At 66.5% G+C, this 26702-nt stretch carries 21 protein-coding genes; 13 read left to right on the top strand and 8 right to left on the bottom strand.

Annotated elements, in window-relative coordinates; genetic code table 11:
• The first annotated feature begins 291 nt into the window (after nucleotides 1–291).
• From ACWRN3_RS10700 to ACWRN3_RS10680, 5 genes are read left to right on the top strand one after another with little or no spacing between them, the layout of a single operon-like run.
• Nucleotides 292–1749, top strand: a complete 1458-nt coding sequence (locus ACWRN3_RS10700; protein WP_255173231.1) for a Gfo/Idh/MocA family protein — start codon at nucleotides 292–294, stop codon at nucleotides 1747–1749.
• Between the two features lie 10 nt (nucleotides 1750–1759).
• Entirely contained in the window at nucleotides 1760–2716 is a 957-nt protein-coding gene (locus ACWRN3_RS10695; protein ID WP_255173230.1) for an NAD-dependent epimerase/dehydratase family protein, read from the top strand.
• The gene (locus ACWRN3_RS10690; protein ID WP_476740628.1) at nucleotides 2713–3618 is read left to right on the top strand and encodes a 5-dehydro-4-deoxyglucarate dehydratase; all 906 of its coding nucleotides are present in this window, start codon (nucleotides 2713–2715) and stop codon (nucleotides 3616–3618) included. The genes ACWRN3_RS10695 and ACWRN3_RS10690 overlap by 4 nt, the downstream gene beginning before the upstream one ends.
• A complete protein-coding gene (locus tag ACWRN3_RS10685; protein WP_255173228.1) occupies nucleotides 3618–4721 on the top strand; it encodes a mandelate racemase/muconate lactonizing enzyme family protein in 1104 nt (367 codons plus the stop codon). Before ACWRN3_RS10690 ends, ACWRN3_RS10685 begins: the two co-directional genes overlap by 1 nt.
• 37 nt (nucleotides 4722–4758) lie before the next feature.
• Nucleotides 4759–6210, top strand: a complete 1452-nt coding sequence (locus ACWRN3_RS10680; protein ID WP_476740627.1) for an aldehyde dehydrogenase (NADP(+)) — start codon at nucleotides 4759–4761, stop codon at nucleotides 6208–6210.
• A gap of 64 nt (nucleotides 6211–6274) precedes the next feature.
• On the opposite strand, the gene ACWRN3_RS10675 is transcribed toward ACWRN3_RS10680, so the two are convergent.
• Genes ACWRN3_RS10675 through ACWRN3_RS10660 form a run of 4 tightly spaced genes read right to left on the bottom strand, consistent with a single transcriptional unit; the run spans nucleotide 6275 to nucleotide 11931 of the window.
• Nucleotides 6275–7390: a M24 family metallopeptidase gene (locus tag ACWRN3_RS10675; protein ID WP_476740626.1), complete on the bottom strand. Its 1116-nt coding sequence runs from the start codon at nucleotides 7388–7390 to the stop codon at nucleotides 6275–6277.
• Nucleotides 7387–9432 (bottom strand): DUF6807 family protein, encoded by a 2046-nt coding sequence (locus ACWRN3_RS10670; RefSeq protein ID WP_476740625.1) that lies wholly within the window; start codon nucleotides 9430–9432, stop codon nucleotides 7387–7389. The genes ACWRN3_RS10675 and ACWRN3_RS10670 overlap by 4 nt, the downstream gene beginning before the upstream one ends.
• Complete coding sequence (locus ACWRN3_RS10665) at nucleotides 9429–10580, bottom strand: acetylxylan esterase (RefSeq protein WP_476740624.1); 1152 nt, start codon at nucleotides 10578–10580, stop codon at nucleotides 9429–9431. Before ACWRN3_RS10665 ends, ACWRN3_RS10670 begins: the two co-directional genes overlap by 4 nt.
• A gap of 55 nt (nucleotides 10581–10635) precedes the next feature.
• Nucleotides 10636–11931, bottom strand: a complete 1296-nt coding sequence (locus tag ACWRN3_RS10660; protein ID WP_476740623.1) for an ABC transporter substrate-binding protein — start codon at nucleotides 11929–11931, stop codon at nucleotides 10636–10638.
• A 339-nt stretch (nucleotides 11932–12270) separates the two neighbouring features.
• On the opposite strand from ACWRN3_RS10660, the gene ACWRN3_RS10655 reads away from it, so the two are divergent.
• The 3 genes from ACWRN3_RS10655 to ACWRN3_RS10645 all read left to right on the top strand — a co-directional run bounded on the left by ACWRN3_RS10655 (nucleotide 12271) and on the right by ACWRN3_RS10645 (nucleotide 15790).
• Nucleotides 12271–13215, top strand: coding sequence for a carbohydrate ABC transporter permease (locus ACWRN3_RS10655; protein ID WP_255173223.1), 945 nt, complete (start codon nucleotides 12271–12273; stop codon nucleotides 13213–13215).
• The gene (locus ACWRN3_RS10650) at nucleotides 13205–14149 is read left to right on the top strand and encodes a carbohydrate ABC transporter permease (protein ID WP_324643062.1); all 945 of its coding nucleotides are present in this window, start codon (nucleotides 13205–13207) and stop codon (nucleotides 14147–14149) included. Before ACWRN3_RS10655 ends, ACWRN3_RS10650 begins: the two co-directional genes overlap by 11 nt.
• Before the next feature lie 252 nt (nucleotides 14150–14401).
• Nucleotides 14402–15790, top strand: a complete 1389-nt coding sequence (locus ACWRN3_RS10645; protein WP_476740622.1) for an ABC transporter substrate-binding protein — start codon at nucleotides 14402–14404, stop codon at nucleotides 15788–15790.
• A gap of 137 nt (nucleotides 15791–15927) precedes the next feature.
• Here the strand turns inward: ACWRN3_RS10645 and ACWRN3_RS10640 are convergent, their stop codons facing one another.
• The 3 genes from ACWRN3_RS10640 to ACWRN3_RS10630 form a co-directional block, all read right to left on the bottom strand.
• On the bottom strand, nucleotides 15928–16527 hold the full coding sequence (locus tag ACWRN3_RS10640) for a GNAT family N-acetyltransferase (protein WP_476740621.1): 600 nt from the start codon (nucleotides 16525–16527) through the stop codon (nucleotides 15928–15930).
• Nucleotides 16524–17882: an HNH endonuclease gene (locus tag ACWRN3_RS10635; RefSeq protein WP_476740656.1), complete on the bottom strand. Its 1359-nt coding sequence runs from the start codon at nucleotides 17880–17882 to the stop codon at nucleotides 16524–16526. Before ACWRN3_RS10635 ends, ACWRN3_RS10640 begins: the two co-directional genes overlap by 4 nt.
• A 246-nt stretch (nucleotides 17883–18128) precedes the next feature.
• Nucleotides 18129–20144 (bottom strand): beta-galactosidase, encoded by a 2016-nt coding sequence (locus ACWRN3_RS10630; protein ID WP_476740620.1) that lies wholly within the window; start codon nucleotides 20142–20144, stop codon nucleotides 18129–18131.
• A 176-nt stretch (nucleotides 20145–20320) separates the two neighbouring features.
• Between ACWRN3_RS10630 and ACWRN3_RS10625 the strand changes: the two genes are divergently transcribed.
• The 5 genes from ACWRN3_RS10625 to ACWRN3_RS10605 are packed head-to-tail and all read left to right on the top strand — an operon-like array spanning nucleotide 20321 to nucleotide 25445.
• Nucleotides 20321–21610, top strand: a complete 1290-nt coding sequence (locus ACWRN3_RS10625; protein WP_255173220.1) for an ABC transporter substrate-binding protein — start codon at nucleotides 20321–20323, stop codon at nucleotides 21608–21610.
• A gap of 50 nt (nucleotides 21611–21660) precedes the next feature.
• Nucleotides 21661–22614 (top strand): carbohydrate ABC transporter permease, encoded by a 954-nt coding sequence (locus ACWRN3_RS10620; protein WP_159630789.1) that lies wholly within the window; start codon nucleotides 21661–21663, stop codon nucleotides 22612–22614.
• The gene (locus ACWRN3_RS10615; RefSeq protein WP_255173219.1) at nucleotides 22611–23528 is read left to right on the top strand and encodes a carbohydrate ABC transporter permease; all 918 of its coding nucleotides are present in this window, start codon (nucleotides 22611–22613) and stop codon (nucleotides 23526–23528) included. Before ACWRN3_RS10620 ends, ACWRN3_RS10615 begins: the two co-directional genes overlap by 4 nt.
• Before the next feature lie 10 nt (nucleotides 23529–23538).
• On the top strand, nucleotides 23539–24171 hold the full coding sequence (locus ACWRN3_RS10610) for a Poxvirus protein I5 (RefSeq protein WP_476740619.1): 633 nt from the start codon (nucleotides 23539–23541) through the stop codon (nucleotides 24169–24171).
• A gap of 2 nt (nucleotides 24172–24173) precedes the next feature.
• Nucleotides 24174–25445 carry an MFS transporter gene (locus tag ACWRN3_RS10605; RefSeq protein WP_476740618.1) on the top strand — a complete coding sequence of 424 codons (1272 nt, stop codon included), beginning with the start codon at nucleotides 24174–24176 and terminating at the stop codon, nucleotides 25443–25445.
• 41 nt (nucleotides 25446–25486) lie between these two features.
• Here the strand turns inward: ACWRN3_RS10605 and ACWRN3_RS10600 are convergent, their stop codons facing one another.
• Nucleotides 25487–26692, bottom strand: a complete 1206-nt coding sequence (locus ACWRN3_RS10600) for a Gfo/Idh/MocA family protein (RefSeq protein WP_476740617.1) — start codon at nucleotides 26690–26692, stop codon at nucleotides 25487–25489.
• Between the last annotated feature and the right edge of the window lie 10 nt (nucleotides 26693–26702).

Genomic DNA, 26702 nt, shown 5'->3' with positions numbered 1-26702 from the left:
GGCCTTCATGGCAGGTGCTTTGAAAGACAGCATATACGGGAGTGGGAAACCGATTTCTATCCTTTTCCCGACCGTTTTCCCGGCGGAGGCGCCGGAGCCGCAGGCGGCAGGCCTGGAAACCGCTTTCTTCCTTTTCTGGAAGTGGTTGACGGATCTGCCGACAGGTTGATAAAACTCTAATAGAGCAATGAGAAAACGCTTTCTCAGCCCTCCGCCACGGTGCAGCACAGTACCGCCGCCGGAACACCGCCGCCCCACCGCGGGACATGAGCTTTTTCGAAAGGGACCCCAATGGTCAACACAGCCGAGACCACGCCGGCCGCCGCTGCTTCAGAGGCCGGCAGTGCCGCCGGCGCTGAGACCGCTACCGCTGCAGGCACCGCCACCCGGAAAGGCGGGAAAGCCCGGATTGCCCTGATCGGCACCGGCGGCCGTTCCGAGATGTACATCCGTGCCATCTACGGCAAGCACGCTGACACCGCTGAGCTGGTGGCCTTCTCGGACGTGAACCCGGGACGCGTGGAGTTCTACCAGAAGCTCATCCAGGAACTGGGCGCGCCCGGGCCAGTGGCGTCGTTCGATCCCGCCCAGCTCACCGGTTTCGTCCAGGCGAACAACATCGACCGCATCATCGTCACCACGCCGGACTACACGCACGCCGACTACATCGTGGAGGGGCTCCGGGCCGGCGCGGACGTCGTCGTCGAAAAGCCCCTGACCATCGACGCCGAAAGCTGCCGCCGCATCGTCCAGGCCGTCCACGAGACCGGCCGCAACGTGGTGGTCACCTTCAACTACCGCTACTCGCCACGCAACAGCGCGCTCAAGGAAATCATCCAGAGCGGCGTGATCGGCAAGATCACCTCCATCGACTTCAGCTGGGTCCTGGACACCGTGCACGGCGCGGACTACTTCCGCCGCTGGCACCGCGAAAAGAAGAACTCCGGCGGCCTCCTCATCCACAAGGCGTCCCACCACTTCGACCTGGTCAACTGGTGGATCGACGACGTGCCCGAGCGGGTCTTCGCCTCCGGCGGCCTTAAGTTTTACGGCGACAAGAACGCCGCCGAGCGCGGCCTTGGCCCACGCCCGGAACGTGGAACGCCCGACGCCGATGCCCCCGCCGGCGCCAAGGACCCCTTCGCGCTTGACCTGAGGGAGGACGAGCGGCTCAAGGCCCTGTTCCTGGATAACGAACACTACGACGGCTACCGCCGCGACCAGGATGTCTTCACCGGCGGCATCACCATCGAGGACAACCTGGCCCTGGTGGTGGAATACCAGGGCGGACCGCGCCTGAGCTACTCACTGAATGCCCACAGCCCGTGGGAAGGCTACCGGGTGGCGGTCAACGGCACCGAAGGCCGCGCAGAACTTGAAGTGGTGGAACGTGCCGCCGTCCTGCACAGCACGGACAAGAAAACCGTGGTGGACCCGTCCGCAACCCCGGTTGAGGAAGAGGACGCCGTCCGCCGCAACGGCGAGCGCCTGGTGGTCCAGCGCCACTGGGAGGCCGCTTACGAGGTCCCGATCATCAACGGTGAGGGCGGCCATGGCGGCGGTGACGAGCTGCTCCTGTCGGATCTCTTCAACGGACCGGGCGAGGACCCCCTGGGCCGTCCGTCCGGCTACCTGGACGGGCTGCGTTCGGTGTCGGTGGGGATCGCCGGCAACCGCTCGCTTGAAACGTCCCTGCCCGTCCGGGTCGAGGACCTGGACCTCGGCGTCGACCTCCGCCGCGGCAAGTAAGGGAAAGACCATGAGGATTTTAGTCACCGGCGGTTCCGGCCGCCTGGGCCGCAGCGTGGTGGCCGGGCTGGCCCAGGCCGGCCATCACGTCATCTCGGTGGACCGCGAGGCCGTGCCCGCGGAACTGCTGCCGTCCGGCGTCGTGCAGGAAACCGCCGACCTGCTTGCCCCGGGTGAGGCGTTGCGGCTGATAGGGGCCTCAACGCCCGACGCCGTCATCCACCTTGCGGCGATCGCCGTACCGTTCAGTGCGCCCGAGGACGTCATCTTCGCCACCAACACCCGGCTAGCCTTCGCCGTCATCAGTGCGGCGACGGAGCTGGGCGTCCCCAAGGTGGTTACCGCCAGCAGCCCCACCGTCCTTGGTTACGGCTGCCCGGCCGGTTGGCTGCCGCCGTCACTCCCGCTGGACGAGCGCACGCCGCCAAAGCCCTGGAACGCGTACGCGCTGTCCAAGCACATTGCCGAACAAACCGTGCAGATGTTCGCCGCCGCCCAGGGGGAGAAGATCCGCTATGCAGCGTTCCGGCCCTGCTTTGTGATCTCGCCGGAAGAATGGGAAGGGGCCCCGACGCAGCAGGGGCACACCCTGGCCGAACGCCTCGCCGACCCCGCCCTCTCCGCGCCGGCCCTGTTCAACTATGTGGATGCGCGGGACGTGGCGGACTTCCTGGACGTGCTGCTGCAGAAGATGGAAGACATTCCCAACGGGGAAACCTTCTTCGTGGGGGCAGCCGACGCGCTCGCAACGGCGCCGCTCGCGGAGCTGATGCCCACCTTCCTCCCGGGAAGTGAGGCGTTGAGCTCCGGCCTGACCGGCACCAGCCCCGCTTTTTCCATAGCCAAGGCCCAGGAACTGCTGGGCTGGCAACCCAGGCGCAGCTGGCGCACCGAACTGAAGTCCACCCTCAACGACGAGGCCACTGCCCTGGTTACCGCCGGCGGCGGAGGCAAGGAGACACCATGAAATTCGACGGCGTACTGTTCTTCCCTGTCACCCCGTTCACGGCCGAAGGCGCCGTTGACGTGGAACCGCTCAAGGACCACATCGGCTCCCGGCTGCCCTTCGGCCCCGGCGGCGTGTTCCCCGCCTGCGGAACTGGCGAATTCCATGCCCTCAGCATCGAAGAGCTCCGCACCGTGGTGGCGGCCGCCGTGGAGGTTGTCGCCGGAAAAGTTCCCGTAGTGGCCGGTGCCGGCGGACCCTTGGGCCACGCGCTCGCCGCTGCCCGCGCCGCCGAGGAGGCCGGCGCGGACGCCCTCCTGGTACTCCCGCCGTACCTGGTGACCGGACCCACTGACGGGCTGGTGGCCTACATCGAGGCCGTGGCCAATGCCAGCAGCCTCCCGGTCATCGTCTACCACCGCGGCAACGCCAAATTCACGGCCGCATCCATGGCCAAGCTCGCTGCCAATCCGAAGGTCATCGGCTTCAAGGACGGCCTGGGCGATGTGGGCCTGGCCCAGGAGATCGTCTCCGCGGTAAGGGCCTCCGGTCGGGAAGACTTCGCGTTCTTCAACGGCCTGCTCACCGCCGAGCTGACGCAGGGCGCCTACCGGGGACTGGGCATCCCGCTCTACTCCTCGGCAGCGTTCGCCATGGCCCCGGAAATCGCCAAGGCCTACTACGACGCCTACGTATCCGGGGACGAGGACCGCCGCAACGCCCTGCTCGAGGGCTTTTACGCACCCCTCGTACGCCTCCGCGACCAGACCCCCGGGTTCGGCGTTTCCCTGATCAAGGCCGGCCTGCGCCTGGCCGGACTGCCGGTTGGATCCGTCCGGCCGCCGCTGGTGGATCCCAGCGAGGAGCAACTGGTTGAACTGAAAGCTATCCTCGCCAGGGGCCACGAGCTGGCCGGCCGCTGATGAGCGCCCCGGCGGCGGAAACCGTCCGCACCGTTCCCCGCATCACCGGGCTGACCACCCGGCTCCTCACCGTTCCGCTGCGCCGCAGCTGGGGCGTCGAGGCGCCGGAAAACCACGTGATCGCCACCGAGCTTTACACGGACGACGGCGGCACGGGCTTTGGCTTCTCCTGGACACCTACCATCGGCCCCCAGGCGGTCAAGGCGCTGCTGGACTGCGACATCGCCCCCTTTGTAACCGGCCTTCCGGCGAATCCGGAGACGGTGTGGGACGCGTTGTGGAAGCGGCTGCACGAGGCCGGCGGGGGCGGTCTCACCACGATCGCCATGGCGGGCGTGGATCTTGCCCTCTGGGATGTGCAGGCCCGCAGTGCCGGCACCTCGGTGACCGGCTTCATCGGCCAGCGGCAGGACTCGGTGGAGGTGTACGGCTCCGGGGTGAACCTGCACTACACCCTGGAGGAGCTCGTGGCGCAGACCGAACGCTGGGTCGCCGCAGGCCACCGCGCCGTGAAAATCAAGGTGGGCAAGCCGGACCTCCGCGAGGACGCAGAACGGGTCGCCGCCGTCCGCACCGTGCTGGGCCCTGACCGCCGGCTCATGATAGATGCGAACCAGAGGTGGGACCTGCCCACCACGCTCCGCGCCCTGGAGGTCCTCGCCGGGTACGGGCTGGACTGGCTGGAGGAACCCCTCCGCGCGGACGACCTCTGGGCCTACCGGAGGCTGCGGAAACACTCGCCGGTGCCCATAGCCTTGGGCGAAAACCTGCACACCATTTACCGGTTCCGCGATTTCATTGAGGCCGAGGCGGTGGACATTATCCAGCCCAACATCATCAGGGTGGGTGGCATCACCCCGTTCCGGCGGATCGTGGAGCTGGCACGGACCCACAGCATCAAGGTCATGCCGCACCTGCTGCCGGAACTGTCCGGGCAGCTGGCCCTGACCCTGGCGGAGCCCACCATGGTGGAGGACGTCGAGGAGGCATCCTTCGAGCAGCTTGGCCTCCTGGCTGGCCCGTCACCGGTCCGGTTCACCAACAGCAGGCTGGCGACGGTGGACCGGCAGGGGCTGGGGCTCCGCTTCCGGGACGCTCTGTAACCACTATTTTCCGTACGACGACGAACAGGTACCTGACGTGACAACTGCAACCCTTTCCCTGTCCGAGCTCACCGCTGCCGCCACGGAAGCCGCCAGGACCTCCGCCGCGGCGACCGACGCCGAACGCGCCGGCTGGCTGAAGGCGGTAGCGGACGCCCTGGATGCCAACGCCGCCGAGCTGGTGGACATCGCTGACGCCGAGACCAGCCTGGGGGCGCCGCGCCTCACGGGGGAGGTGGCCCGGACCACGGGGCAGCTGCGCCTGTTCGCCCGCGTGATTACCGAGGGCTCCTACCTGGAGGCCATCATCGACCACGCGGATCCGTCAGCCACCCCGCCAAAGCCGGACCTCCGCCGGATCCTCAAGCCCATCGGCCCGGTTGCCGTCTTCTCTGCATCAAACTTCCCGTTCGCCTTCTCCGTGGCCGGCGGAGACACCGCCTCAGCCCTCGCCGTCGGCTGCTCCGTGATCGTCAAGGCGCACTCCGGCCACCTGCGCCTGTCGGAGCGCACCGCTGAAATCGTGGCCGGGGCCCTGCGCGGCGCGGGCGCACCCGAGGGCCTGTTCGCGCTGGTCAGCGGCCGCGAGGTGGGCAGCGCCCTGGTTCAGGACCCTGCCATCAAGGCCGTGGGCTTCACCGGGTCCATTCCCGGCGGCCGTGCCCTGTTCGACCTTGCCACCTCACGCCCGGACCCCATCCCGTTCTACGGCGAGCTGGGCAGCCTGAACCCCGTGGTCATCACGGCGGCGGCACTTCAGGCGCGCTCCGCGGAACTTGCCGCGGGGCTGGCCGGCTCCTTCACCCTCGGAGCGGGCCAGTTCTGCACCAAGCCCGGCCTCGTGTTCATACCCGCCGGGACGGGGTTCGCGGCACAAGTGGCGGAGGCCGCCAAGGACAAACCGGCGCACGGCATGCTGACCAGCAGGATCGCGGAAGCCTACCCCGAGGGGCTGCGCAGCTTCGCATCGGTGGAGGGCGTGGACGTGGTCAGCGGCAGCGTCGACCAGGACGCGGCCGCAAACGGCGCCGCGCCGGTGGTCTTTGCCACCAATGCTGCCAGGGTCCTGGAACGTCCGGACCAGCTGCTGGAAGAATGCTTCGGACCCACCACCATCCTCATCGAGTACGCGGACCAGGAGGAACTGTCCGCCGTCCTGGCGAAGGTCCCGGGCAGCCTGACGGCCACCCTCCACAGTGAACGGGGCGAGGACATCGCTGCCCTGGTGGAGCAGCTCTCCGGACTCGCCGGACGTGTCCTGTTCGAAGGCTGGCCCACCGGGGTCGCCGTCAACTGGGCCCAGCAGCACGGCGGACCATACCCGGCCACCACCTCGCTGTTCACGTCCGTGGGTGCCACGGCGGTCCGCAGGTTCCAGCGCCCTGTGGCCTACCAGGACGCCCCGGAAGAAGTGCTGCACCCGGCACTGCGCGAGGACAACCCGCTGCGCATCCCGCGCCGGGTGGACGGGGAACTGCAGCTTCCTTAGCTAACGAAGAAAACCCCGGAGCCTTTCGGCTCCGGGGTTTTCTGCTGCCCGGGAAACTCGTTTACTACAGCTGCAGCGTCACCGGCCGCTCCAGCCCGTTGACGGTGCTTACGGGCCAGCGCGGGTCCACCGTCAGGACGCGGAGGCCGGACTCTGTCAGCTGGACGGTGTCTTCGATCTTGACGCCGGGGCCTGACGGGTTCCAGGTGAAGGCCTGGTCCAGCACCACAGTGTCGGTCACCGCAGACGTCACCCTGGGATCACGCCCCGCGTACCCGGCCGGTCCGCCCTGGTGATGCTGCTCCCACTGGTCCGCCCCGAAGCCGTGCCGGGCGTACGCTGCCTGGATTTCGGCAAAGATTCTGTCCAGGCGCGCCCCGGGGACCGTGGCATCGAAGATGTCCGCTTCCACGGCCGCGATACGGGCCTCGGCGTCGCGCTCTTTCGGGGTGCCGGCGTCGAACCTGATCCAGCGGGTGATGTTGGCCACCAGGCCGTCCCGGCGGGCGCACACCACGGCCATGGCACGACGGCCCAGCGGGGCGTGGGTGGCCAAAGGGTGCCGGAAATCGCTGCGGGAGCTGCCGTTGCACAGGAGTACCAGCGGCTCCGCGCCGGCCGCCACCACGCGGGCGGCCAGCGCCGAGACGAGTTCGAACTCGGTGGTCTCCGGGCGCGCTGCGGAAAGAACGTCCGTCATCATGGCAGCCAGCTCGGCGCTGAGCTGGGAGTACCGCGCGCTCTCGGCCGGGAGGAGCTGCTGGCGGGCAGCGCGCAGTTGCGCTGTGACGTCCGCTTCCGCGAGCGGCGGCCGGGAACTGCTTCCGAGGGCCGCGGCGGTCTGGTGCAGGTTGCCGTACCAGGGCACGGTGTGCAGGTTGACCTGGGCTGGAAGCTCTTCGGCCGCGATCCGCCCGGCCTCATTGTTGAACGTCACCAGGTGGTCGCCGTCGCGGTCCACCAGGAGGGCTGCGATGGGGTCGCCGGCCAGGCTGACGTGCACGCGGCTGCCGTCCAGGTACCACGTCAGGGCAGTGTTGGAGGTCAGGAGCAGGGAGTCCCGCCCGGCCGCGTCCAGGATGTCCAGGACGCGGCGGCGCTTGATGGTGCGGTCCGTCCTTGAGCCCGGCGGCCGCCGTGCCTCCTTCGGGGGAGCGGCTGTGGTTGTTGTTTGCGTCATGACGGGTCCCCCTGTTGGTTAATTAGCGCTTCTACGTCGGCGGTGGCCAGGATTCCGTCGGCCACGAAAACGGTGATGTGCCGCCGTACCGGGTTTCCCGGCCGGGCCAAGACGGGACTGTCCCAGGCGAGCGACTGTCCCACGCCGGGGTAGCCCTCCACACGGACAAACCACGGGTCCGTGCAGCCTTCCGGGGCGACGAACACCAAGGTGGCCGGCCCGCCGTCGAACCTTCCGGACCAAGCGAGCCAGCGCGTGACGCTGCCGTGGGTCTTTGACTCGCCGCTGCCGGCCTGCGTCCACACCGCCGCTTCCCCGCACGCCGGGAGGCGCCAGAAGAAGCCGCCGTAGCCGCCCTCGAAGCGGCCGTTGGAGCCCGGGCTGCCCAGGCTGACAGGCATATTGCCGGCAGGGGACAGCGCGAAGTCAAGGGAAAGCCGCCAGATGGAGGGCGCGACGCCGGACCACGCCCAGGAGCGTTCCTCCAGGAGGATGGGGGTGCCGTCCGGCCCGTTCCAGCTCAGGGTTTCCTGGAGCGTGCCCCCGTGCCCGTTGGCGGCATCGGTTTGCTGTACGGCTGTGGCGCTGATGGTGCCGTGGTCCGGGCGCCAGACGTACGCTCCGGCCTCCCGGGTATAGGTGCGGCCGCCCCAGAAGTTGACGCCGTCCACGTCCTGCAGGGCCACGCCGGCACCAAGATGCCATACGTGGTCCAGCGGCTGGTGGTCCGTCACCACGGTGCCGCCCAGGGTCCTGACGGGGTGCAGGTAGGGCCGCGGGGAGGAGACCGCGCGGATGTGGCTGCCGTCCTGGTAGTCCGCCACCGGCCGTCCGTCCACGGTCAGCGCGCGGACGGGCGGAACGGGCCGCGCCCATGGGACACCGAGCTCGGCGAATGTTGCCTGCGCTTTGACGGCCCGTCCGAGGAGGTCGCTGACGCCCCGGACCACCGGATGTGCGTCGTCGCCCGCGCCTTCCCAGACCACGGATGCGGCGTCGATCGGGGCCGGCGCGGGGGAGGTGCGGATGGCTTCGAGGACGGCGGTGAAGGCGCCGGTGTCCTGCAGCGCGGACAGGAGCGGCGCCCCGGTGGCGCGGGCGTCCAGCAGGTTCTCCAGGAGGTCGGCGCGGCCATAGGTTTCGCGGCGTTCGCCATCGGCGGTGGTGATGACCACCTCGTCTTTTGTGTAGGAAAGCGTGATGTCGCCCAGGGTTCCGTGGACAGTCACGGTGGGGTCCTGCTGTTCGGGGGCGCAGAGGGTGAGGGCGCACAGCACCGTGGTTCCGTTGGCCGTGCGGATGCGGAGTACGGACGTGTCGTCGCTTTCGGTCCCGTGGGCCCGGTACAGGTCTGTTTCCACGGATGCCACATCTGCAAGGGTGTGGGCGCCGGCGACATGGAGTGCAGTGGCAACGGCGTGGGCCAGCGCATTGGTTGCCACACCGTCCACCACATCGGTGCCGTCCAGGCTGCGCTTCCCGGCCCAGCGCGAGCGCTTGAAATAGGCCTTGGTCCGCAGCCACTGGCCGGTGGCGCTGATGCCCAGGACAGTGCCGATGTCCCCGGCAGCCACCATCTCCGTGATGGCAGGCAACGCGTGGGACCCCAGGCTCTGGAAGCCCACCTGGACCAGCCGCCCATTCTCCCCGGCGGCGGCAAGGACCTCTTCAAACTGTGCCAGGGACGCCACCGGCGGCTTCTCGACGTAGACATCCATCCCGGCTTCCAGCGCGGCACAAGCCAGCGGGGCGTGGGTCTGGATGGGCGTGGCAATGATGACGACGTCGACACCCGGCTCGGCGGCAAGCAGTCCATCCAGGTCGGGGAACACAGCCACCGGGGCGGCCAGGGTGCCCGCCTGCGGCGGGTTGGGATCGGCGACGGCCGCCAGTTCCAGGGCGCCGGCCTGTTCGAGCCGGGACAGGTTGGCAAGGTGGCGCTCGCCGAAGCCGTGCACGCCCACCAGGGCCACCCGCGGGACGGCTGTGGAAGCGGCCTGCTGGTGCGGCTGGTCCGCGGCGGCGGAGTGCTGTGTGGTCATGAGGGTCCTTGGGATGGGTTGTGGACGGGCCGGACGGCCAGGGTGTGGGCCAGGAAATCGAGTGCTTCGTCCTGCATGGGCCCGGTGAAGACATGCCCTCCGGGCCAGAGGGTGCCCGTGTACTTGTCTGTACCGGCGTGCAGGGATTCCAGCAGGTGGTGCGCCTGGCGCATCCCGTCCTCCGGGAAGAGTTCATCCGCCAGGGCGTATTGCACAAGGAACCGGGCGGCCGCTGATCTGCCGGTGAGTTCCGGCCAGTCACCAAGCTTCCACAGGCCCGGAGTCTGCAGCAGCCAGGAGTGTGCGTCCAGGTAGGCGGGGAAGAGGGACTCGAAGGTGGTCATCATGCAGGTCACCACTGCGGCCCGGATACGGGGACTGAGGGCTGCCAGGGCCAGCGACCTGCCACCTCCGCCGGAGAACCCGATGCAGCCCAGGTTCTCGGGGTCGACCCCGGGCAGGGCTGCCAGGACCTCCAGAGCGGCGAGGTCGTCGTACGCCACCATGCCGGCCAGGCTGGTGCCCAGCAGGCCTGCGGCCTTGGCCACGGTGTCCTCATGGAAGCCGGCGGCGGAATTGTATTGGTCCGCGTCAGTGGGTACGACGCCGTCCTCCCGCCACTGCGCGTGCCTTGCCGCCGCTGCGGAGGCGGTCCGCCACGGCGGCGTTGAGAGGTCAAACCTGCGGCTGCCCCAGGCGAAGGAGTCGTGGGCCAGCACTGCGAAACCGCGGCGGGCGATGTCCGTGGCCAGGGCGCGGCCGTCATAAAGCCCGGCACGGGCGGCGGCCGCAGACGGGTGGCTTTCCGGGAGGTCAACCAGCCGGTCGGCGCCGCCGAACTTGTTGCCGCCATGGCAGTGCAGTGCCAGGACGCCCGGCAGGGGACCGGGACGTCCAGCCGGCCGCACCAGCCAGCCCGTAGTCCGTGGCCCGAAACCCAACTGCCAGCTGAGCTGGGAGGTGGTGGCGCCGTCGTACGTTTCCTCCCAATGCACCCTGACCTCCGGCAGTGCACCCGCACCGGGTACGCCCAGCGCGTCCGAAAGCTCCTGCGCCGCGGCGGTTGAGGCCTGGTGGCGGGGGTTGCTTCTCACGTAGGCCGGCCAGTCGTCGTAGCCGGCGATGGCGCTGGGCCGTGCTGGAGTCATGTGGCCCGGCTCCTTTCGGTAATGGTCCTGCCTGCTGCCGCGCTGGGCGTTACGGTCAGGCGAGGTTCTGGTTTACCTCGGAGATCATGCCCTTGGCCGCGTCGCGCGGAGAGATCTTCCCGAAGAGTACATCCGTGTTGTAACGGTTCAAAACTTCCATGGTTGCCGATGATCCCGCCGGGAACGGCTTGGGGGCCTGGACTTTAAGGGCGGCAATGCGGTCCAGGTAGGCGGCTTCCTTTTGCTGGGTTTCCTTCAGCAGGGGAGTGATGCCGGCCTTGAGTTCGGTGTTGGCCGGCATGCCGCGGTCGCTTTTGATCTTGGACGCTGCGTCCATGTTGTTGACCAGGTAGTTGATGAAGAGGGCGGCTTCCTTGGGCTGCGACGACTTGGACGAGACGGCGTACTCCATGGAGGAGCGGAGCCAGGCACCCGGCCTGCTGCTCTCGCCCGGCAGCTTTGCCATGACCAGGGGCGCGCCGGAGTAGGACGTCATCTGGTTGCTCCAGGAGATTTTCATGCCCTGCTTTCCCTGTCCCATCAGGGTCATCTCCGGCTGCGCGGACCCGTCCTCCACCGTCTGTGATGCGGAAGGGGCGCCGCCGGTATCCATCAGCTTCTTGTTGAGCTCGAACCAGCGGGCAAGAGTGTCCTCGCTGATGCCCATTTTCTTCCCGTCGTCGGTGTAGAGGTCCTCGCCGTTTTGGCGGGCCCAGACCGCAAGGAAAGAGTCGTTCGCCATGGGGGTGGTGCCAAAGGTGCCGGCGGGCGATTTCCGGGTGATCTCGGCGGCGATCCTTGCGTAGTCGTCCCAGGTCCACTTCTCGTCATCGGGCATGGGGACGCCTGCCGCTTCAAACACCTTGGGGTCCAGGACCATTGACATGGAATTGACGCCTGCCGTGATGGTGTACTGCCTGCCATCGATCTTGCCCAGGTCCACGGTGCCTTCCGCGAACTTCGACGTATCGATCTGGCCTTTGACCTTGTCCAGGTCCAGCAGGACGCCGCGGCTGGCGTATTCGCTGGGATAAGCGCCGCTCATGGCGATGACATCCGGCGTAGTTCCACCTGCGATCTGTGTCGCCATTTTGTCCCAATAGGAGCTGTATTCCGTGTTTTCGCCCTGGACCTTGATGGTGGGGTTGGCGGCTTCGAAGGCTTTGATGACCTCCATGGTGGTTTTAGCCCTGGAGTCATTTCCCCACCAAGCGAACCGGATGGTCACCGGATCTTCCGCCGTCCCCACCTTTCCTGCCTGCGGACTGTTGCCGCAGCCGGTCAGGACAATGGCCAGGGCGGCAATGGCGCCGGTGACTCCCACGGCGGATTTTCTGAGACCAAACTTCATTGTTGTGCCCCTCGGCTTCTCATTTAGGGTGGAGTGACGCATCCAGCAGAAAACGGTTTCTGAAAAACTAACAAAGGGCTATGCAGGAGTCAAGAAACCGTTTACTTTGGTACGGAGCCGCATTTTCGAAGGCACCCGCGGCGCCGGAATCCTGCAGCCTTTTGCGGCAGCAGCCGACCGTGCCGGAGGTGCCGCACTCCCATCGCCTGGCGATGACCGCAACGTGGAGGCCACGATGACCAAAGGAGACCACATGGCCGCAAAACACATCCCCGGGACGCTGCGTCCGGCCCTGGTGCCGTACGCAGTGTTCCCGGCGTCCCCGACGGAGCAGCTCCTGTGAGCGCCATCAGCGAGCTCAGCTCCTTTACCCGGCGCAAGGGCAAAGCCACCGCCGAGGAGAAGAAGGCCAACAGGCGGGACAACAAGGCCGCCTACATCTTCCTGCTGCCATGGCTGGTGGGCCTGGTGGCCATCACCATCGGCCCGATGCTGATGTCGCTATACCTGTCCTTCACCGACTACAACCTGCTCCAGCCGCCGGAATGGACTGGGCTGGACAACTTCACCCGGATGCTCAGCGACGCCCGGCTGCACAACTCGCTGCGGGTCACCTTCACCTATGTCTTCGTCGGCGTCCCCCTGCAGCTCGCCGTTGCACTGCTCATTGCCCTCGTGCTGGACAAGGGCCTCCGCGGCCTCCCGTTCTACCGTTCGGTGTTCTACTTGCCATCCCTCCTGGGCGGATCCGTTGCCGTGGCCATCCTGTGGAAGCAGATCTTTGGCACCACGGGCCTGGTCAACCAGGTCCTGGCCATGTTCGGGATCCAGGGGCCGGGCTGGATCTCGGATCCCAGCACCGCTTTGGGATCGATCATCCTGCTGCACGTCTGGACGTTTGGTGCACCCATGATTATCTTCCTGGCGGGCCTGCGGCAGATCCCCGCCATGTACTACGAAGCCGCCAAGGTGGACGGCGCCAGCACGCTCCAGCAGTTCTGGCGGATCACCATGCCGATGCTGAGCCCGATCATCTTCTTCAACCTGGTGCTGCAGATCATCGGTTCCTTCCAGTCCTTCACCCAGGCGTTCATCGTCTCCGGCGGCAACGGCGGGCCCTCAGACTCCACCATGTTCTTCACCCTGTACCTGTACCAAAAGGGCTTCGGCCAGTTCGACATGGGCTACGCGTCCGCCATGGCGTGGGTGCTGCTGCTCATCATCGGCGTCTTTACCGCCATCAACTTCATCGCTTCTAAGTATTGGGTTTTCTATGACGACTAACCTGGAGACGCTGCCCGCCGCGGACAAGAAGACCGCCGGCGCCGGCAAGCCTAACAACCGCAAGCCGCGGGCCCGCGAGTCCCGGGGAACCCTGGCCTTCAGCCGGGCCCAGCGGGGCAAATCCCTCATGAAGCACGGCATCCTGATCCTGGCCGGCGCGCTGATGATCTATCCACTCCTGTGGATGGTGGTGTCGTCGCTGCGGCCGAACGAGATGATCTTCCGGGAGCCGGGCCTCTGGCTCAACAGCCTGGAAATGAGCAACTACACGTCCGGCTGGTCAGCCCTGACCCACCCCTTTGGCCACTACATGCTGAACTCGGCCATCGTGGTGATCGGCTCCATCCTGGGAAACCTCGTTTCCTGCTCCATGGCCGCCTACGCCTTTGCCCGGCTCCAGTTCACGGGGAAGAAACTGTTCTTTGGCATCATGCTTCTCACCATCATGCTGCCGTTCCACGTGGTGATCGTCCCGCAGTACATCCTGTTCTCGCAGATCGGCTGGGTGAACACCTTCTGGCCCCTGCTGGTGCCCAAACTGCTGGCCACGGACGCGTTCTTCGTCTTCCTCATGGTCCAGTTCATCCGCGGTATTCCGCGTGAACTCGATGAAGCTGCACGAATCGACGGTGCCGGCCATCCGCGCATCTTCCTGCGGGTCATCCTGCCGCTGATGGTGCCGGCGCTGGCCACCACCACCATCTTCACCTTCATCTGGACGTGGAACGACTTCTTTGGTGCCCTGATCTACCTCACGGATCCGGACATGTTCACCGTTCCGGTGGCCCTCCGGGCCTTCGTGGATTCCCAGTCGGCCACGAGCTGGGGTTCCCTGTTCGCCATGTCCATTGTGTCGCTGCTGCCGGTCTTCCTGGTCTTCCTCTTTGGCCAGCGGTTCCTCATCAAGGGCATCGCCACCACGGGCATCAAGTAGCCCTCAGAGACAATGCCGGTCCGAACGGCCCGCCCTGGTGGCGGGCCGTTTGCCATTGGCCGCAACATTCCCGGCCTCAGCAAAGAAACATCTTGTATTACAAGTAGCGAACTTATAGTATCTGTAGCAGAAAGCGCTTTCAGGGACTTGCGCACAGCCGGTAGGCCTCTGTCCCGCCGCCGAGTTCCCCTCCTCAACCACACAGCTGAGACCCATCACCCGCACCTGGATCAACGAAGATCGGAGTACACAGTGCCGCTTTTTCCCCGTCCTGCGTCTGCTGCGAAGCAGACAGCAGGGGCACCAGCTTCAGGCCCAAACCCCCAACGCCGCAGTGTCCAAGCCCGCAGTGTCCGGACCCGCAAGGCCGGCGCGATTGCCGCCGTCGTCGCCGCCGTTATGGCCCTCAGTGCCTGCGGTGGAGGAGCCGCCCCGCAGAGTGCGGACGGCACCGTAGAGCTCCGCTTCTCGTGGTGGGGCGGCGATAAGCGCGCGCAGCTGACGCAGGAAGCAATCAAGCAGTTCGAGGCCGAAAACCCCAAGATCAAGATCAAGCCGGAGTTTGGGGACTGGAGCGGCTACTGGGACAAACTGGCCACGCAGGTGGCGGCCAATGATGCCCCCGACATCATCCAGATGGACGAAAAGTACATCACGGAGTACTCAAGCCGGGGTGCCCTTCTGGACCTGTCCAAGTACGACATCGACACGTCCAAGCTGGATGAGGCAGCACTGAACGCAGGCAAGGGCGAAAAGGGGCTGACCGGCATCGCCGCCGGCATCAATGCTGCCACCATCCTGGCCAACCCCGCCGTCTTCCAGGCTGCCGGAGTGCCGCTTCCGGACGACACAAAGTGGACCTGGGAGGACTTTGGCCGCATCGCAGCCGAGATCACTGCAAAGTCGCCGAAGGGTACTTATGGCGCGGCGGCCTACGGAACGGACGAGGCCTCCCTGGGAGTCTGGCTCCGGCAGGACGGCAAGTCGCTGTATACGTCCGACGGCAAGCTGGGCTTCGAGCCCGGTGACATCGCCGAGTGGTGGGCCTTCCTGAAGAAGCTCAGCAGGGACAAGGCAGTGCCGTCCGCATCCGAGGTGGTGGAGGCCGAGGCTGCCCCGCTTGACCAGAGCGGACTGGCAACAGGCAAGAACGGCATGGCCTTCTGGTGGTCCAACCAGGCCCCGGCCCTGGAAAAGGCGAGCGGCGGGGACTTGAAGATCCTGCGGTTCCCCACCAAGACCGGATCGTCCGCGGATACCGAGCTTTGGTACAAGGCCTCACAGTTCTGGTCAGCATCATCGCGCACCAAGCACCCGCAGGAAACCGCCAAGTTCATCAACTTCCTCACCAATAACGTCAAGGCCGGCGAAGCCCTGCTTGCAGACCGCGGCGTCTACCCCAACTCCGAGGTCCGGGCAGCCATCCAGCCGAAACTGACCCCGGCCGACGTCAAGGTGGTCAACTTCATCGACCAGATCAAGGACGAACTCGGCGAGGCTCCGGCGCCCCCGCCGAAGGGTGCGGGCGCCATCCAGGAAATCATCAAGCGCTACACCTCCGAAGTCCTCTTCGAGCGGCTGTCCCCGGAGGATGCCGGCAAGAAGGCGACAGATGAGATGAAGTCCGCCATCAGCAGCTAGTCCTCACGCCGCCACACGGCTCCGGACCGTCTGTATGGTGCCTCCTCATCACAGACGTCCGACGGCGGGTGGCAGCTCTGCCCCGGAAGGAACCCATGGTTCCTTCCGGGGCAGGGCTGTTTAAGCGGATGGTCATGTTAAGCGACTGGTCCAGCAGGGATCCTGCGCGTCATCACCGTGCGGGGCCACGCAGCCAACGCCCGGTCCGCTTCGCGTTCGACAATGCCGCGGAGTTGTACTGACCACTCGGATTCCGGCAGGCGACTGAACCCGAGGCGTTCGTAATAGGGGCCGTTCCAGGGCACATCGCTGAAGGTCGTCAGGGACAGACCGATGTGGCCGTGGTCCCGGGCCCAATCCTCCACGTGGTCGATCAGGGCGGCGCCGACGCCGCGCCGTGAATGTTGGGGATGGACCGTGACCTGTTCGATGTGAGCCCAATCGGCATGACCATCGATGAGGATGTATCCGATCGCTTTGACTGCCGGGTTGGTTGCCACCCAGGCGGTCCCGGCAGCAAAATAGGCGTTCAATTGTTCCGCGGTGGGTGGCGGGTCGTCCGCGACCGCATCCATGCCTATGGTGCGGAAGAGTTCGGCGGCCGCAATCTCGATCTCTTGGATACGCCCTAGGTCTGCTGTAGTTGCCGCTCGAATCACCGGTCCATTATCTGCCGCCCTGCCCTTCGGTCCACAGGCCTGCTTGTCGGGCCGTCCCATCAGGGAGTTCGCCGTCATGTCATACCGGACTGGATGATACGGCCCAACACTTGGACGGTTGGTCGCGGTGGCCCCTCCGGTGGCCGTGCGGAACCTCCGATTGGCCTTCCCCGTAAGGGAGTGCGACGCAGTTGCCTGCTGTCTTTCCTCGACGTGTTGTTTCTGTCCCTGTCCCACGCCAGAGGTGGGGTGCCGGGGGGTGGTGGTGCTGTGGAGTGGTAGGTGTGGCCGGTTGGGGTGGTGGTTGCCACGGTGTGGCGTGGGCCGGGGATGGTTTGTGCGGCCCATCCTGGGGTTTCTTTGGTGTGGTTGCAGGCTTCGCAGAGGCCTTGGCCGTTTCCGGCGGTGGTGGGTCCGCGGTGGTGCCAGGCGGTGACATGGTCGTGGTGCCTGATGGGGGCGTCGCAGTAGGGGGTCCGGCAGGTGTCATCCCGGATTTGAAGGAAGCGTTTCAGTGCTGCCGGGAAGAGCCGGGCTGTGGAGTCCATCGCCACCAGCTCACCGGCGCCGGGGGCGGTGTAGAGCCGGCGCACCCAGAGGTTGAGGTCGTTGTCACCGGGAGCTGTGAGGGCGATGTTTCGTGCCTGTTCGGCGGGGATGGTGCCGTAGCCGGGCAGCCGTGCGGGTTCGGTGTCGGCGTGGAGGAGGGTGCGGTCGGTCATGACGAGCTGGATCTGAACCCCGCTGATTCCGCCGGGGGTGCCGGTGACGCGTTCGACGAGGGTGTCCGCCATGACCTGCCCCCGGGACCGATCATCCCCGCCGCTTCGGGCGGTGTCGGCGTCCCGGCATAATGCGGCGTAGGCGGCGACGCCCTGGGCGGCGGGGAGCAGCGCGGTCAGGTAGGTCATGGTGTCCGGGGCCGGGCGCAGGCTCACGCACCGCTCGGCCACGGCCCGGCTGGTGAGCTTCGCGACCGAGGCGGGGTCCCGCCGGTACGCGGCGGCGCGGACCGCGGCGGTAATGGCCTTGTCTCCCAGGCCGTCCAGGGCTCCGGTGTCGGCGGCGAGTTCTTCATCCACCGCGGCCCGGTCCTGGGCCGACAGGCAGATGGTGTCCTTCACGATCAGGGTGGCCCGCCACTCATTCAAGAGGCCGGCCCGGAACGCCTCGAACGTGTGCGGCATGCCGGTCAGGGCCTTGGCCAGGCCCAGCAGCCGGGAACCCCTCGCCGGTGGTTCACGCCGGGCCAACGCGATCTGCGCCGCGACCCCGGCGCCCTGCCCGTCGGCCGGGACCCCGGCATCGTCCTGCTCCCGCCGCTGGGATAAATCAAACGCAACAGCGGTATCAGCCTGCCGGGAACCCGCCAGCGACTTCAGGTCCTCCAACCCACGGATCTGATCGATCTTCCCGGCGTCATCGCCCGCCATGGGAACAGACTCCAAGAGCCTCAGGACATCAGTGATGGAAGGCACCCGAGGCTCCGCCTCCATTACTGTTGCCGCCCCCACAACCGCTTCCATAGCCAGAGTCTTCCAGCACCCTCCGACAATTCAGGCCGCCCAAAACCGCTATGTGGAAAACGTCACCACTGGCCGCCCTGGGCCCGCCCCCGAAACGGAGGCGGCGGCACCCAAGGGAGGGTGCCGCCGTCGAACGTTCCGGAACGTGCGTATCTAGCCCTCGGCAACCACCGCCACGCCGCCTGCCGGCACTGTGCCCACAAACGACTCACCCGTCAGCAGATTGGTGCCCGTGGCGGAAACCGAGGCAGCCGAACGCGTGTGGTTGATGGCGAACAGGAAGCTTTGTCCGTCGGCGGACATCCGGCGGACCAGCTCCACCCCGGGATCGGCGTCGGCAGCCGGCGTAACCCCTGACTCGGCGAGCAGCCGGTCGAGGACGGCCTCGATGCCATCGGGGTCGGGGAAGGTGGCCAGGTACCAGGCTGCCCCGGAACCCACGGCCCGGCGGGTGAGGGAAGGGACGCCTTCCAGCGGGTACCCGGTAAAGGTCTGCACCGCCTCCGCGCCGGCCAGATGGACATGCTCGCTCCACACCGAGGAGACCGTCCCGTCACTGAGCTTCAGCTGCGACCCGGCAAGCAGGGGGTGGAACTCCTCCACGCGCACCCCCAAAAGGTCGCGGAACGCCCCGGGATAACCGCCCAGCCGCACGTGGTCCTGCATGTCCACGATCCCGCTGAAGTAGCTCGCCAGCACCGTGGCACCGGCAGCGGCGGCAGCAGCGATGTTGGCGGCGTTCCCATCCGAAACCGCATACAGCGTGCACACCAGCACCAGGTCATACCCATCCAGCGAAGCAGACGGATGCACCATGTCCACGGAAATCCCGCGGAGGAACAGGGCGCGGTGGAACGCCCGCAGCAGGTCCAGGTACTTCACGTCGATACTGGGCTTCGAATCGATCTCGCCGGCCCACCACGCCTCGTAGTCGAAAACAATGGCGGCGCGGGCCTGCACCCTGGAACCGCGCACCGGTTCCAGCCGCTTCAGCGCGGCGCCGAGGTCCACCACCTCGCGCCACACGCGGGTGTCCCGTCCGCCGTGCGGCACCATGGCGGAGTGGAACTTCTCCGAGCCCGCGAAGCTTTGGCGCCACTGGAAGAACATCACGGCGTCGGCCCCGCGGGCCACGTGCGCCAGGGAGTTGCGCAGCATCTCACCGGGCATCTTGGGCTGGTTGCGGGGCTGCCAGTTCACGGCCGACGTCGAATGTTCCATCAGGATCCACGGGTCGCCGCCCGCAATGCCGCGGGTAAGGTCCGCGCTGAACGCGAGTTCCACGTGCCGTTCGGGGTCCGCCGCCACCAGGTAGTGGTCATTGGCGATGACGTCCAGGTCCTTGGCCCAGTCGAAGTAGTCCATGGACTTGGTGGCGCTGGAGGCCATTAGGTTGGTGGTGCACGGAATGCCGGGTGTCACTTCCCGCAGCACCGCCACGAGTTCGCGGTAGTAGTCCATCAGCGCCCAGGAATTGAAGCGCTGGAAGTCCAGCTGCTGGCCCGGATTCAGCGTGGACGGCGCCACCGACGGCGGCAGGATTTCATCGAACGAACCGTAGTTCTGGGACCAGAACGCCGTGCCCCAGGAGGCGTTGAGAGCATCGACACTCCCGTACCGGCGCTCCAGCCAGGCACGGAAGGCGGCGGCGTCCTCCTCCCCGTAGAACTCCGAGACGTGGCAGCCCAGTTCGTTGTCCACGTGCCATAAAGCCAGCGCGGGGTGGTCCTTGTACCGTTCGGCCAAAACGCGCGTGATGCCCGCGGCGTAGCGGCGGTACACGGACGACGACGGCGTGTAGTGCCGCCGCGAGCCCGGTCCCAGCACGGTCCCGTCAGCCGTGACGGGCAGGATCTCCGGGTGCTTGCGGACCAGCCAGGCGGGGGGAGCAGCGGTGGCGGTGGCCAGGGCCACCTTCACGCCGATCCCTGCGAGGTTGTCCATCACTTCGTCCAGCCACCCGAAGTCATACCGTCCCTCGGAGGGTTCCAGCAGCGCCCAGGAGAAAATCCCCACGCTGAGGAAGTTCACGCCCGCTTCCCGCATGAGGTCCAGATCTTCCAGCCGGACGCTCACCGGCCACTGCTCGGGGTTGTAATCACCACCGAAGGCCAGGCCCTCAACCCTGTTCCAAACGCTCGAAGGGGAGCTGGTTTCCTGCTGTGTCATGTGACTCCTTTGTCTGCTCGCAAGGCGGAACGGGGCCATTGGTCAGACGTTTGGAAAACGCTTGCCCAATTCCGGGAATGCCGATATTGTATCGTTTCAGAAGCCGTGTAAGCCAGCTCACTACTCGCGTTGTAGGCAGAGCGGAAGGGCAACACACATCGAGCAAGGAGGCTCCCGTGATCAATAGAAGGCATTTCCTCACAACCGTGGCCATCGGCACCGCATCTGCCGCAGCCCTGTCGGCCTGTGGGAACGGATCCAGCTCTTCCGGACAGACCGGATCCGCCGACAAACCCGTCACCATCAACTACACCTGGTGGGGCAACGACGACCGCGCCGAGCGCACCCGCAAGGCCATTGCCCTCTTCGAGTCGAAGAACCCGGACATCAAGGTCAACGGCAACTTCACGGACTTCGCCGGCTACTGGCAGAAGCGCGCCACCGAGGCCGCCGGCGGCGGTCTTCCCGACGTCATGCAGTGGGACCTGTCCTACCTGCGGGACTACGGCCAGCGCAACCAGCTCCTGGACCTGGGCACGGTCAAGATCAACACTGACGCCTTCGAAAAATCGCTCCTGCCTTCGGGCCAGATCAAGGGCAAGACTTACGGTATCCCCACCAGCACCAACGCCTTCGCGGTCTACTACGACCCCGCCAAGCTGGCATCCCTGGGTATTGCCGAGCCGGACGGCAGCTGGACCTGGTCGGAATACCAGGCATTCCTGAAGGAAGTCGGGGACAAGGGCAACGGGACCCTGTTCGGCTCCACGGATTTCACGGGCGTGTGGTGGCAGTTCAACATCTGGCTCCGCCAGAAGAACATCCAGGCCTTCAACGGCGATGGGAAGCTTGGTTTCAGCAAGGACGACCTGAAGACCTGGTGGAACCTCAACTCGAAGCTTCGCGGCACGCAGGCCCTCGTCCCGGAAGACAGGGTAACCCAGCTCAAGCCCAAGTCCCCTTTCGGTTCCAACGTCACAGCCTCTGAGGTTACCTGGGACAATTTCATGGCGGGCTACCTGGCCGACAGCGGGGCCAAATCACTCAAGCTTGTTCCGGTGCCGTCGGACGACCCGAACAACCTGGGCCTGTTCCTGAAGCCCTCCATGCTGATGGTGGCCAGTGCCAAGACCAAGTTCAAGGACGCCGCCGCCCGCTTCATCGACTTCATGGTCAACGACCCCGAAGTAGGCCAGATCTTCAAGACCTCCCGCGGCGTTCCGGCTTCCAAGACCCAGCGGGATGGCACCACGTTCGAAGGCGCCGACAAGCTCGTGGTGGACTACGAGAAATCAATTGCGCAGTACCTCAAGGACGCTCCGGAGCCGCCCATCGTTGGCTTCGGCACGCTGGAAGCGTCGTTCGGCCGGATCGCCTCCGACCTCAACTACGGCAAGGTCACGGTTGACGGGGCCGTCGACGCGTGGTTCAAGGAAGCCGAAGACCTCATCAAGCAGAACGCCTGATCCGGCGCCATGCCCTTCCACCCTGGTTTTACCACTGACGGAATGATCTCGTGACTCAAACCCCAACCCTGAGCAGGCGCCCGGCGTCGTCCGGTTCCCCGCTGCCGCGCAAGTCGCGGCAGCGGGGCTCGGATGCCCGCGCCGGCTATACCTTCCTGCTGCCCTGGCTGCTGGGATTCATTGCCCTCACGGTGGGGCCGATGATTTCCTCGCTGTACCTGTCCTTCACCAATTACAACCTGTTCGAGCCGCCCAAGTGGATCGGACTGGACAACTACACCACCCTGTTCCAGGACGAACGCTTCCTGCAGTCCGTGGGCGTGACCGTGGGCTACGTGGTGTTCGGTACGCCCTTGAAGCTCGCGGCGGCGCTGGCGGTGGCCATGCTGCTGAACAGCAAGCGCCGCGGCCAGGGCTTCTACCGCTCTGCCTTCTACGCCCCGTCCCTGATCGGTGCGTCCGTCTCCATCGCCATCGTCTGGAAGGCCATGTTCGGCGATTCCGGCCCGGTGGACCAGGGCCTGTCCTTCTTCGGGATCAACCTTGGCGGCTGGGTGGGCAACCCCTCGATGACCATGCCGATGTTCATTCTCCTGACCGTGTGGCAGTTCGGCGCCCCGATGGTGATCTTCCTGGCCGGCCTCAAGCAGATCCCCGGTGAGCTGTACGAGGCAGCGTCGATGGACGGTGCCGGCCCGGTGCGCAAGTTCTTCAACATCACCTGGCCCATGCTCTCCCCGGTGATCTTCTTCAACCTCCTCATGGAAACCATCCACGCGTTCCAGATCTTCGCGTCGGCCTACATCATCTCCAACGGTGACGGCGGCCCCGCCGGATCCACCCTCTTCTACACCCTCTACCTGTACCTGCGGGGCTTCAGCGATTTCCGGATGGGCTACGCCTCTGCCATGGCGTGGCTGCTGGTGATCGTGGTGGGCATCATCACGCTGATCTTCTTCCGCACGTCCAAGTCCTGGGTCCACTACAGCGGTGATTCAAAATGACAACCACGGCAACGCCAACACAGTCCACACCGGACGCCGCCGCCCCGGCCTACAATCCGAAATCCGAGTCGATGGGGGCCAAACGGGCCAAGAGCGCCATCTTCCACCTGGTGGCCCTTGTCCTCACTGCCATCGTGCTCTATCCCGGCCTGTGGATGATCGCCTCCTCCTTCAAGCCCAACTCGGAGATCGGCGGCCAGAACACGTCGCTGTGGTCAAACAACTTCAGCTTTGATAACTTCGTGACCGCCATGGAGGGGATCGGCGGGGTGTCCACCCTGCAGTTCTTCACCAACTCGCTGATCCTGGCCCTCGGCGCCGTCGTCGGGACCATCCTGTCCGCGAGCGTGTCGGCGTACGCGTTCGCCCGGATCAACTTCCCCGGCCGCAGCCTGTTCTTCGGCATGATGATCGCCACCCTGCTGCTGCCCTTCCACGTGGTGATCATCCCGCAGTACATCATCTTCCAGCAGCTGGGCCTGGTGGATACCTACGTCCCGCTGCTGATCGGCAAGTTCCTGGCCGGGGACGCGTTCTTCGTCTTCCTGATGGTCCAGTTCATGCGCGGCCTGCCCGCGGAACTGGATGAAGCCGCCAGGATCGACGGTGCGGGGCATGCGCGGATCTTCGGATCCATCATGCTGCCGCTGATGAAGCCGGCCCTCATCTCCACCTCCATCTTCTCCTTCATCTGGAGCTGGAACGATTTCCTGGGCCCGCTGCTGTACCTGAACACCCCGGACAAGTACCCGCTGCCGCTGGCCCTGCGGCTGTTCGTGGACCAGACCCAGTCCTCCGACTACGGCGCCATGATCGCCATGTCCGTCCTGGCCCTGCTGCCCGTGCTGATCTTCTTCCTGATCTTCCAGCGCTACATCGTCGAAGGCGTCTCCACCCAGGGACTGAAGGGCTAGGAAAAGGAAGATGAGCGTCATGGACAGCACCACATCCGCCCCAGGCCACGAGCCAATCCCGGTGAACCGGTTTGCACTGTTCTCCGAAACCCTCCTGACGGGGGTGCTGGTGCTGGTGCTGTCCATACCGCTGGCCACCATCCCGGCCGCCTACGCGGCCGGGACCGCCCACCTTGAACGTCACCTCAATGGCAGGGACGATTCCGTCAGGGGGTTGTGGGGCCTGTTCAGGGCTGCCCTGCCGGGCAGCTGGAAGCTGGGAATCACGACGACGGGAGCCGGCGTCGTGATTGTCCTCAACCTCCTGCTCGCATGGGTGGGGCAGCTGCCGGGCCGCGAAGTGGTCCTCCCGGCCACGCTGATACTCGCCGGCTGCGGCGCCGTCCTGCTGCTGCGCAGCGCGTCCGCCTGGTCCGACGCCACGGCTTCAGGCGCCATGGGCAAGGACACCTGGCACCAGGCCTTCCAGGTGGGCAAGGACATCTCCCTGCGTGATTGGACGGGGTCGCTGCTGCTGGCGGCCGCCCTGTTCTGCGCCGTGGTGTTTGTCTGGATGCTCGCCGCGCTGTTCGTCGTGGTCCCCGGTACCCTGATCCTTGCCGCCGCCGCAGTGAAACTGCGCTCCAGCCGCGCCCGACGCTGACCGTGCCGTCCCGCCGCACCCGTCCCGCACCGTCTGCGCGCCCGGGTATCAGCCAGCCGCGCTGGTACCACCCCCTTAAGCAACACAACTACCGGCTCTTTCTGGGCATGCAGCTCGCCGGCAGCCTTGGCGTCTGGATGCAGCGGCTGGCGCAGGACTGGCTGGTGCTGCAACTGACGGGGAGCCCGGCCGCGGTGGGGGCCGCCGTCGCCCTTCAGTTCCTGCCCATGCTCGTGGTGGGGCCGCTTGCCGGACTGATGGTGGACATCTTCCCCAAGCGCAGGATCATGATGGTGTGCCAGTCCGTCATTGTGCTGCTCGGCCTTGGACTGGCGGCCTGGGCTGCAAGCGGCACCATTACTGTCTGGGTTGTTTACGCCAGCTGCATGGCGCTGGGCATCACCGCGGCGGTGGACCAGCCCACCCGCCAGGTCTTCGTCAATGAAGTAGTGGGCGACGCCGCCCTGCGTCCCGCCATCGGACTGAACAACGCCCTCGCCCAGCTGGGTGCCATGGCCGGCCCCGCGGTGGGCGGCGTGCTGATCGCACAGGCAGGGCCGGCCGCCGCCTTCGCCTCAAACGCACTGATTGGATTGGTGGTGCTGGTCCTGATCGCCGCCATCCGGCCGCACGAACTGCATCCTGGCACACCCGCCGAGCGGGGCCGCGGGCAGGTGCTTGCCGGCTTCCGCTACGTCCGTGAACGCCCGCGCCTGCTGCTACTCATCCTGCTGGCCGGCCTGCTGGGCGCCTTCGGCATGAACGGGCCGGTGGTCCTCGCGGCCTTCGCCCAGGAAGTGTGGCACAACGGCGTGGAGGGCTTTGGCCTCTTCAACATGGTCAGCGCCGGCGGCGCCCTGGCCGGTGCCCTCCTGGCAGCCCGGCTGGGGACCATGGGGCGCAGGGGCATTGTGGCCGCCGCGGGCCTTTTTGGCCTGTCCCAGCTGGTGGCCGCCCTGATGCCCACCCTGGTGTTGTTTGTGGCGATGCTGGCGGTGGTGGGCATCATGACGTTGCTGTTCCTCACCAGCGCAGCCACGGCCGTCCAGCTCGAGGCCGGGCCTGCCATCCGCGGCCGGGTGATGGCCCTGTACCTTCCGCTCCTGCTGGGCGGCCACGCCTGCGGCGGCCTCCTGGCGGGCTGGTTGACCGAACAATTCGGCGTCCGGACCGGGCTGGTGGCCACCGGTGGACTGGGCATGCTCTCCGCGGCCGTGGTGGGCCTGCTCCTGTGGCGCCATGGACGGCGCCGGAGGGTTGCTGCGCGGGAGTGAAAGACCCGGCGGCTGGCTGCGCCGCCGGGTCCTGAAGCGCATCAGGACGCAGGGATGTCGAAGACCACCGGCGCGGCCACAGCCCAGGGGAGCCCAATCTCGCTGAACGTGGCATGCTGCCGGCCCGCGCGCTCCAGGGCTTCCTCGATGCCCACCACCACGGCATGCGCAGCGTCTCCTTCGCCTTCCCAGTGGACGCAGGCGGGATCGATGGGGGCGGGCGGCGGTGCGGTCCGGATGGCTTCCAGCACCAGCATGAAGGCTCCGCTGTCCGCCAGGCTGCTGGTAAGCGGAACGCCGTGGCCGCGGTGGGCCAGGAGATTCTCCGTCAGGTCGTCCCGGGCGAAGGTTTCCTCCGTGCGGCCGGCCGCCGACTCCACCGTCAGGCGGTCCTCGGTGTAGTGGAACACAGCCGTGCCGGCCGAACCCTGCAGGGTGACGTACGGTTCAACGGATTCCGGGGCACAGATGGTCAGGGCGCAGGTGATGGGCAGGCCCGCTGCGGTGCGGATCCGGATCACGGAGGTGTCATCGGACTCGATGTCATTGGCCCGGTAAAGCTCGGTTTCCACGGACGCGAGGTCTGCTGTGGTGCGCGCCCCCGCAATCCGGAGGGCGGTTGCCACCGCGTGCGCCAACGGGTTGGTGGCCACGCCATCCACCACATCCACGCCGTTGATGCTGCGTTTTCCTGCCCAGCGCGAGCGCGTGTAGTAGGCCCTGTCCCGGACCCACCGGCCGGTGGCGGAGATGCCCTCCAGTGTTCCGATGGTCCCGGCGGCGAGCAGTTCTTCGATGGCTCCAAGCGCGTGCGAGCCGAGGCTCTGGAAGCCGATCTGCACCCCGCGGCCTGACCCGGCGGCTGCCGTGCGCAACCGGTTGAAGTCGGCCAGGGAGGCGACAGGTGGCTTTTCAAGGTACAGCTCAGCGTCAGTGGCCAGGGCGGCCAGGGCCAGCGGGGCATGCGTCTGGATGGGGGTGGCCACGATGACCAGGTCCAGGTCCCGGGTAGCGGTGAGGAGCTCCCCGAGCCCCGGGTAGACGGCGGCCGACGGCGGGAGGGTGCCGGGTGCCGGCGGCTGCGGGTCCGCCACGGCGACCAGGCTGACACTGCCTGCAGCCTGCAGGCGCTGGAGGTTCCGCAGATGGTGGGTGCCGAAGCCGTGCACTCCCACCAGTGCAACCCGTGCCGGGGCTGTTGCTGAAGCTGCGGCGGCGCTGCCGGCGGCTTCCGTTGCCGTTTTCATGGATCTCCGT

The sequence above is a fragment of the Pseudarthrobacter sp. rb genome (genome assembly GCF_056389225.1).
Note: the sequence above shows the minus strand (reverse complement) of the source record. Positions and strands in the feature narration are given on the sequence as shown.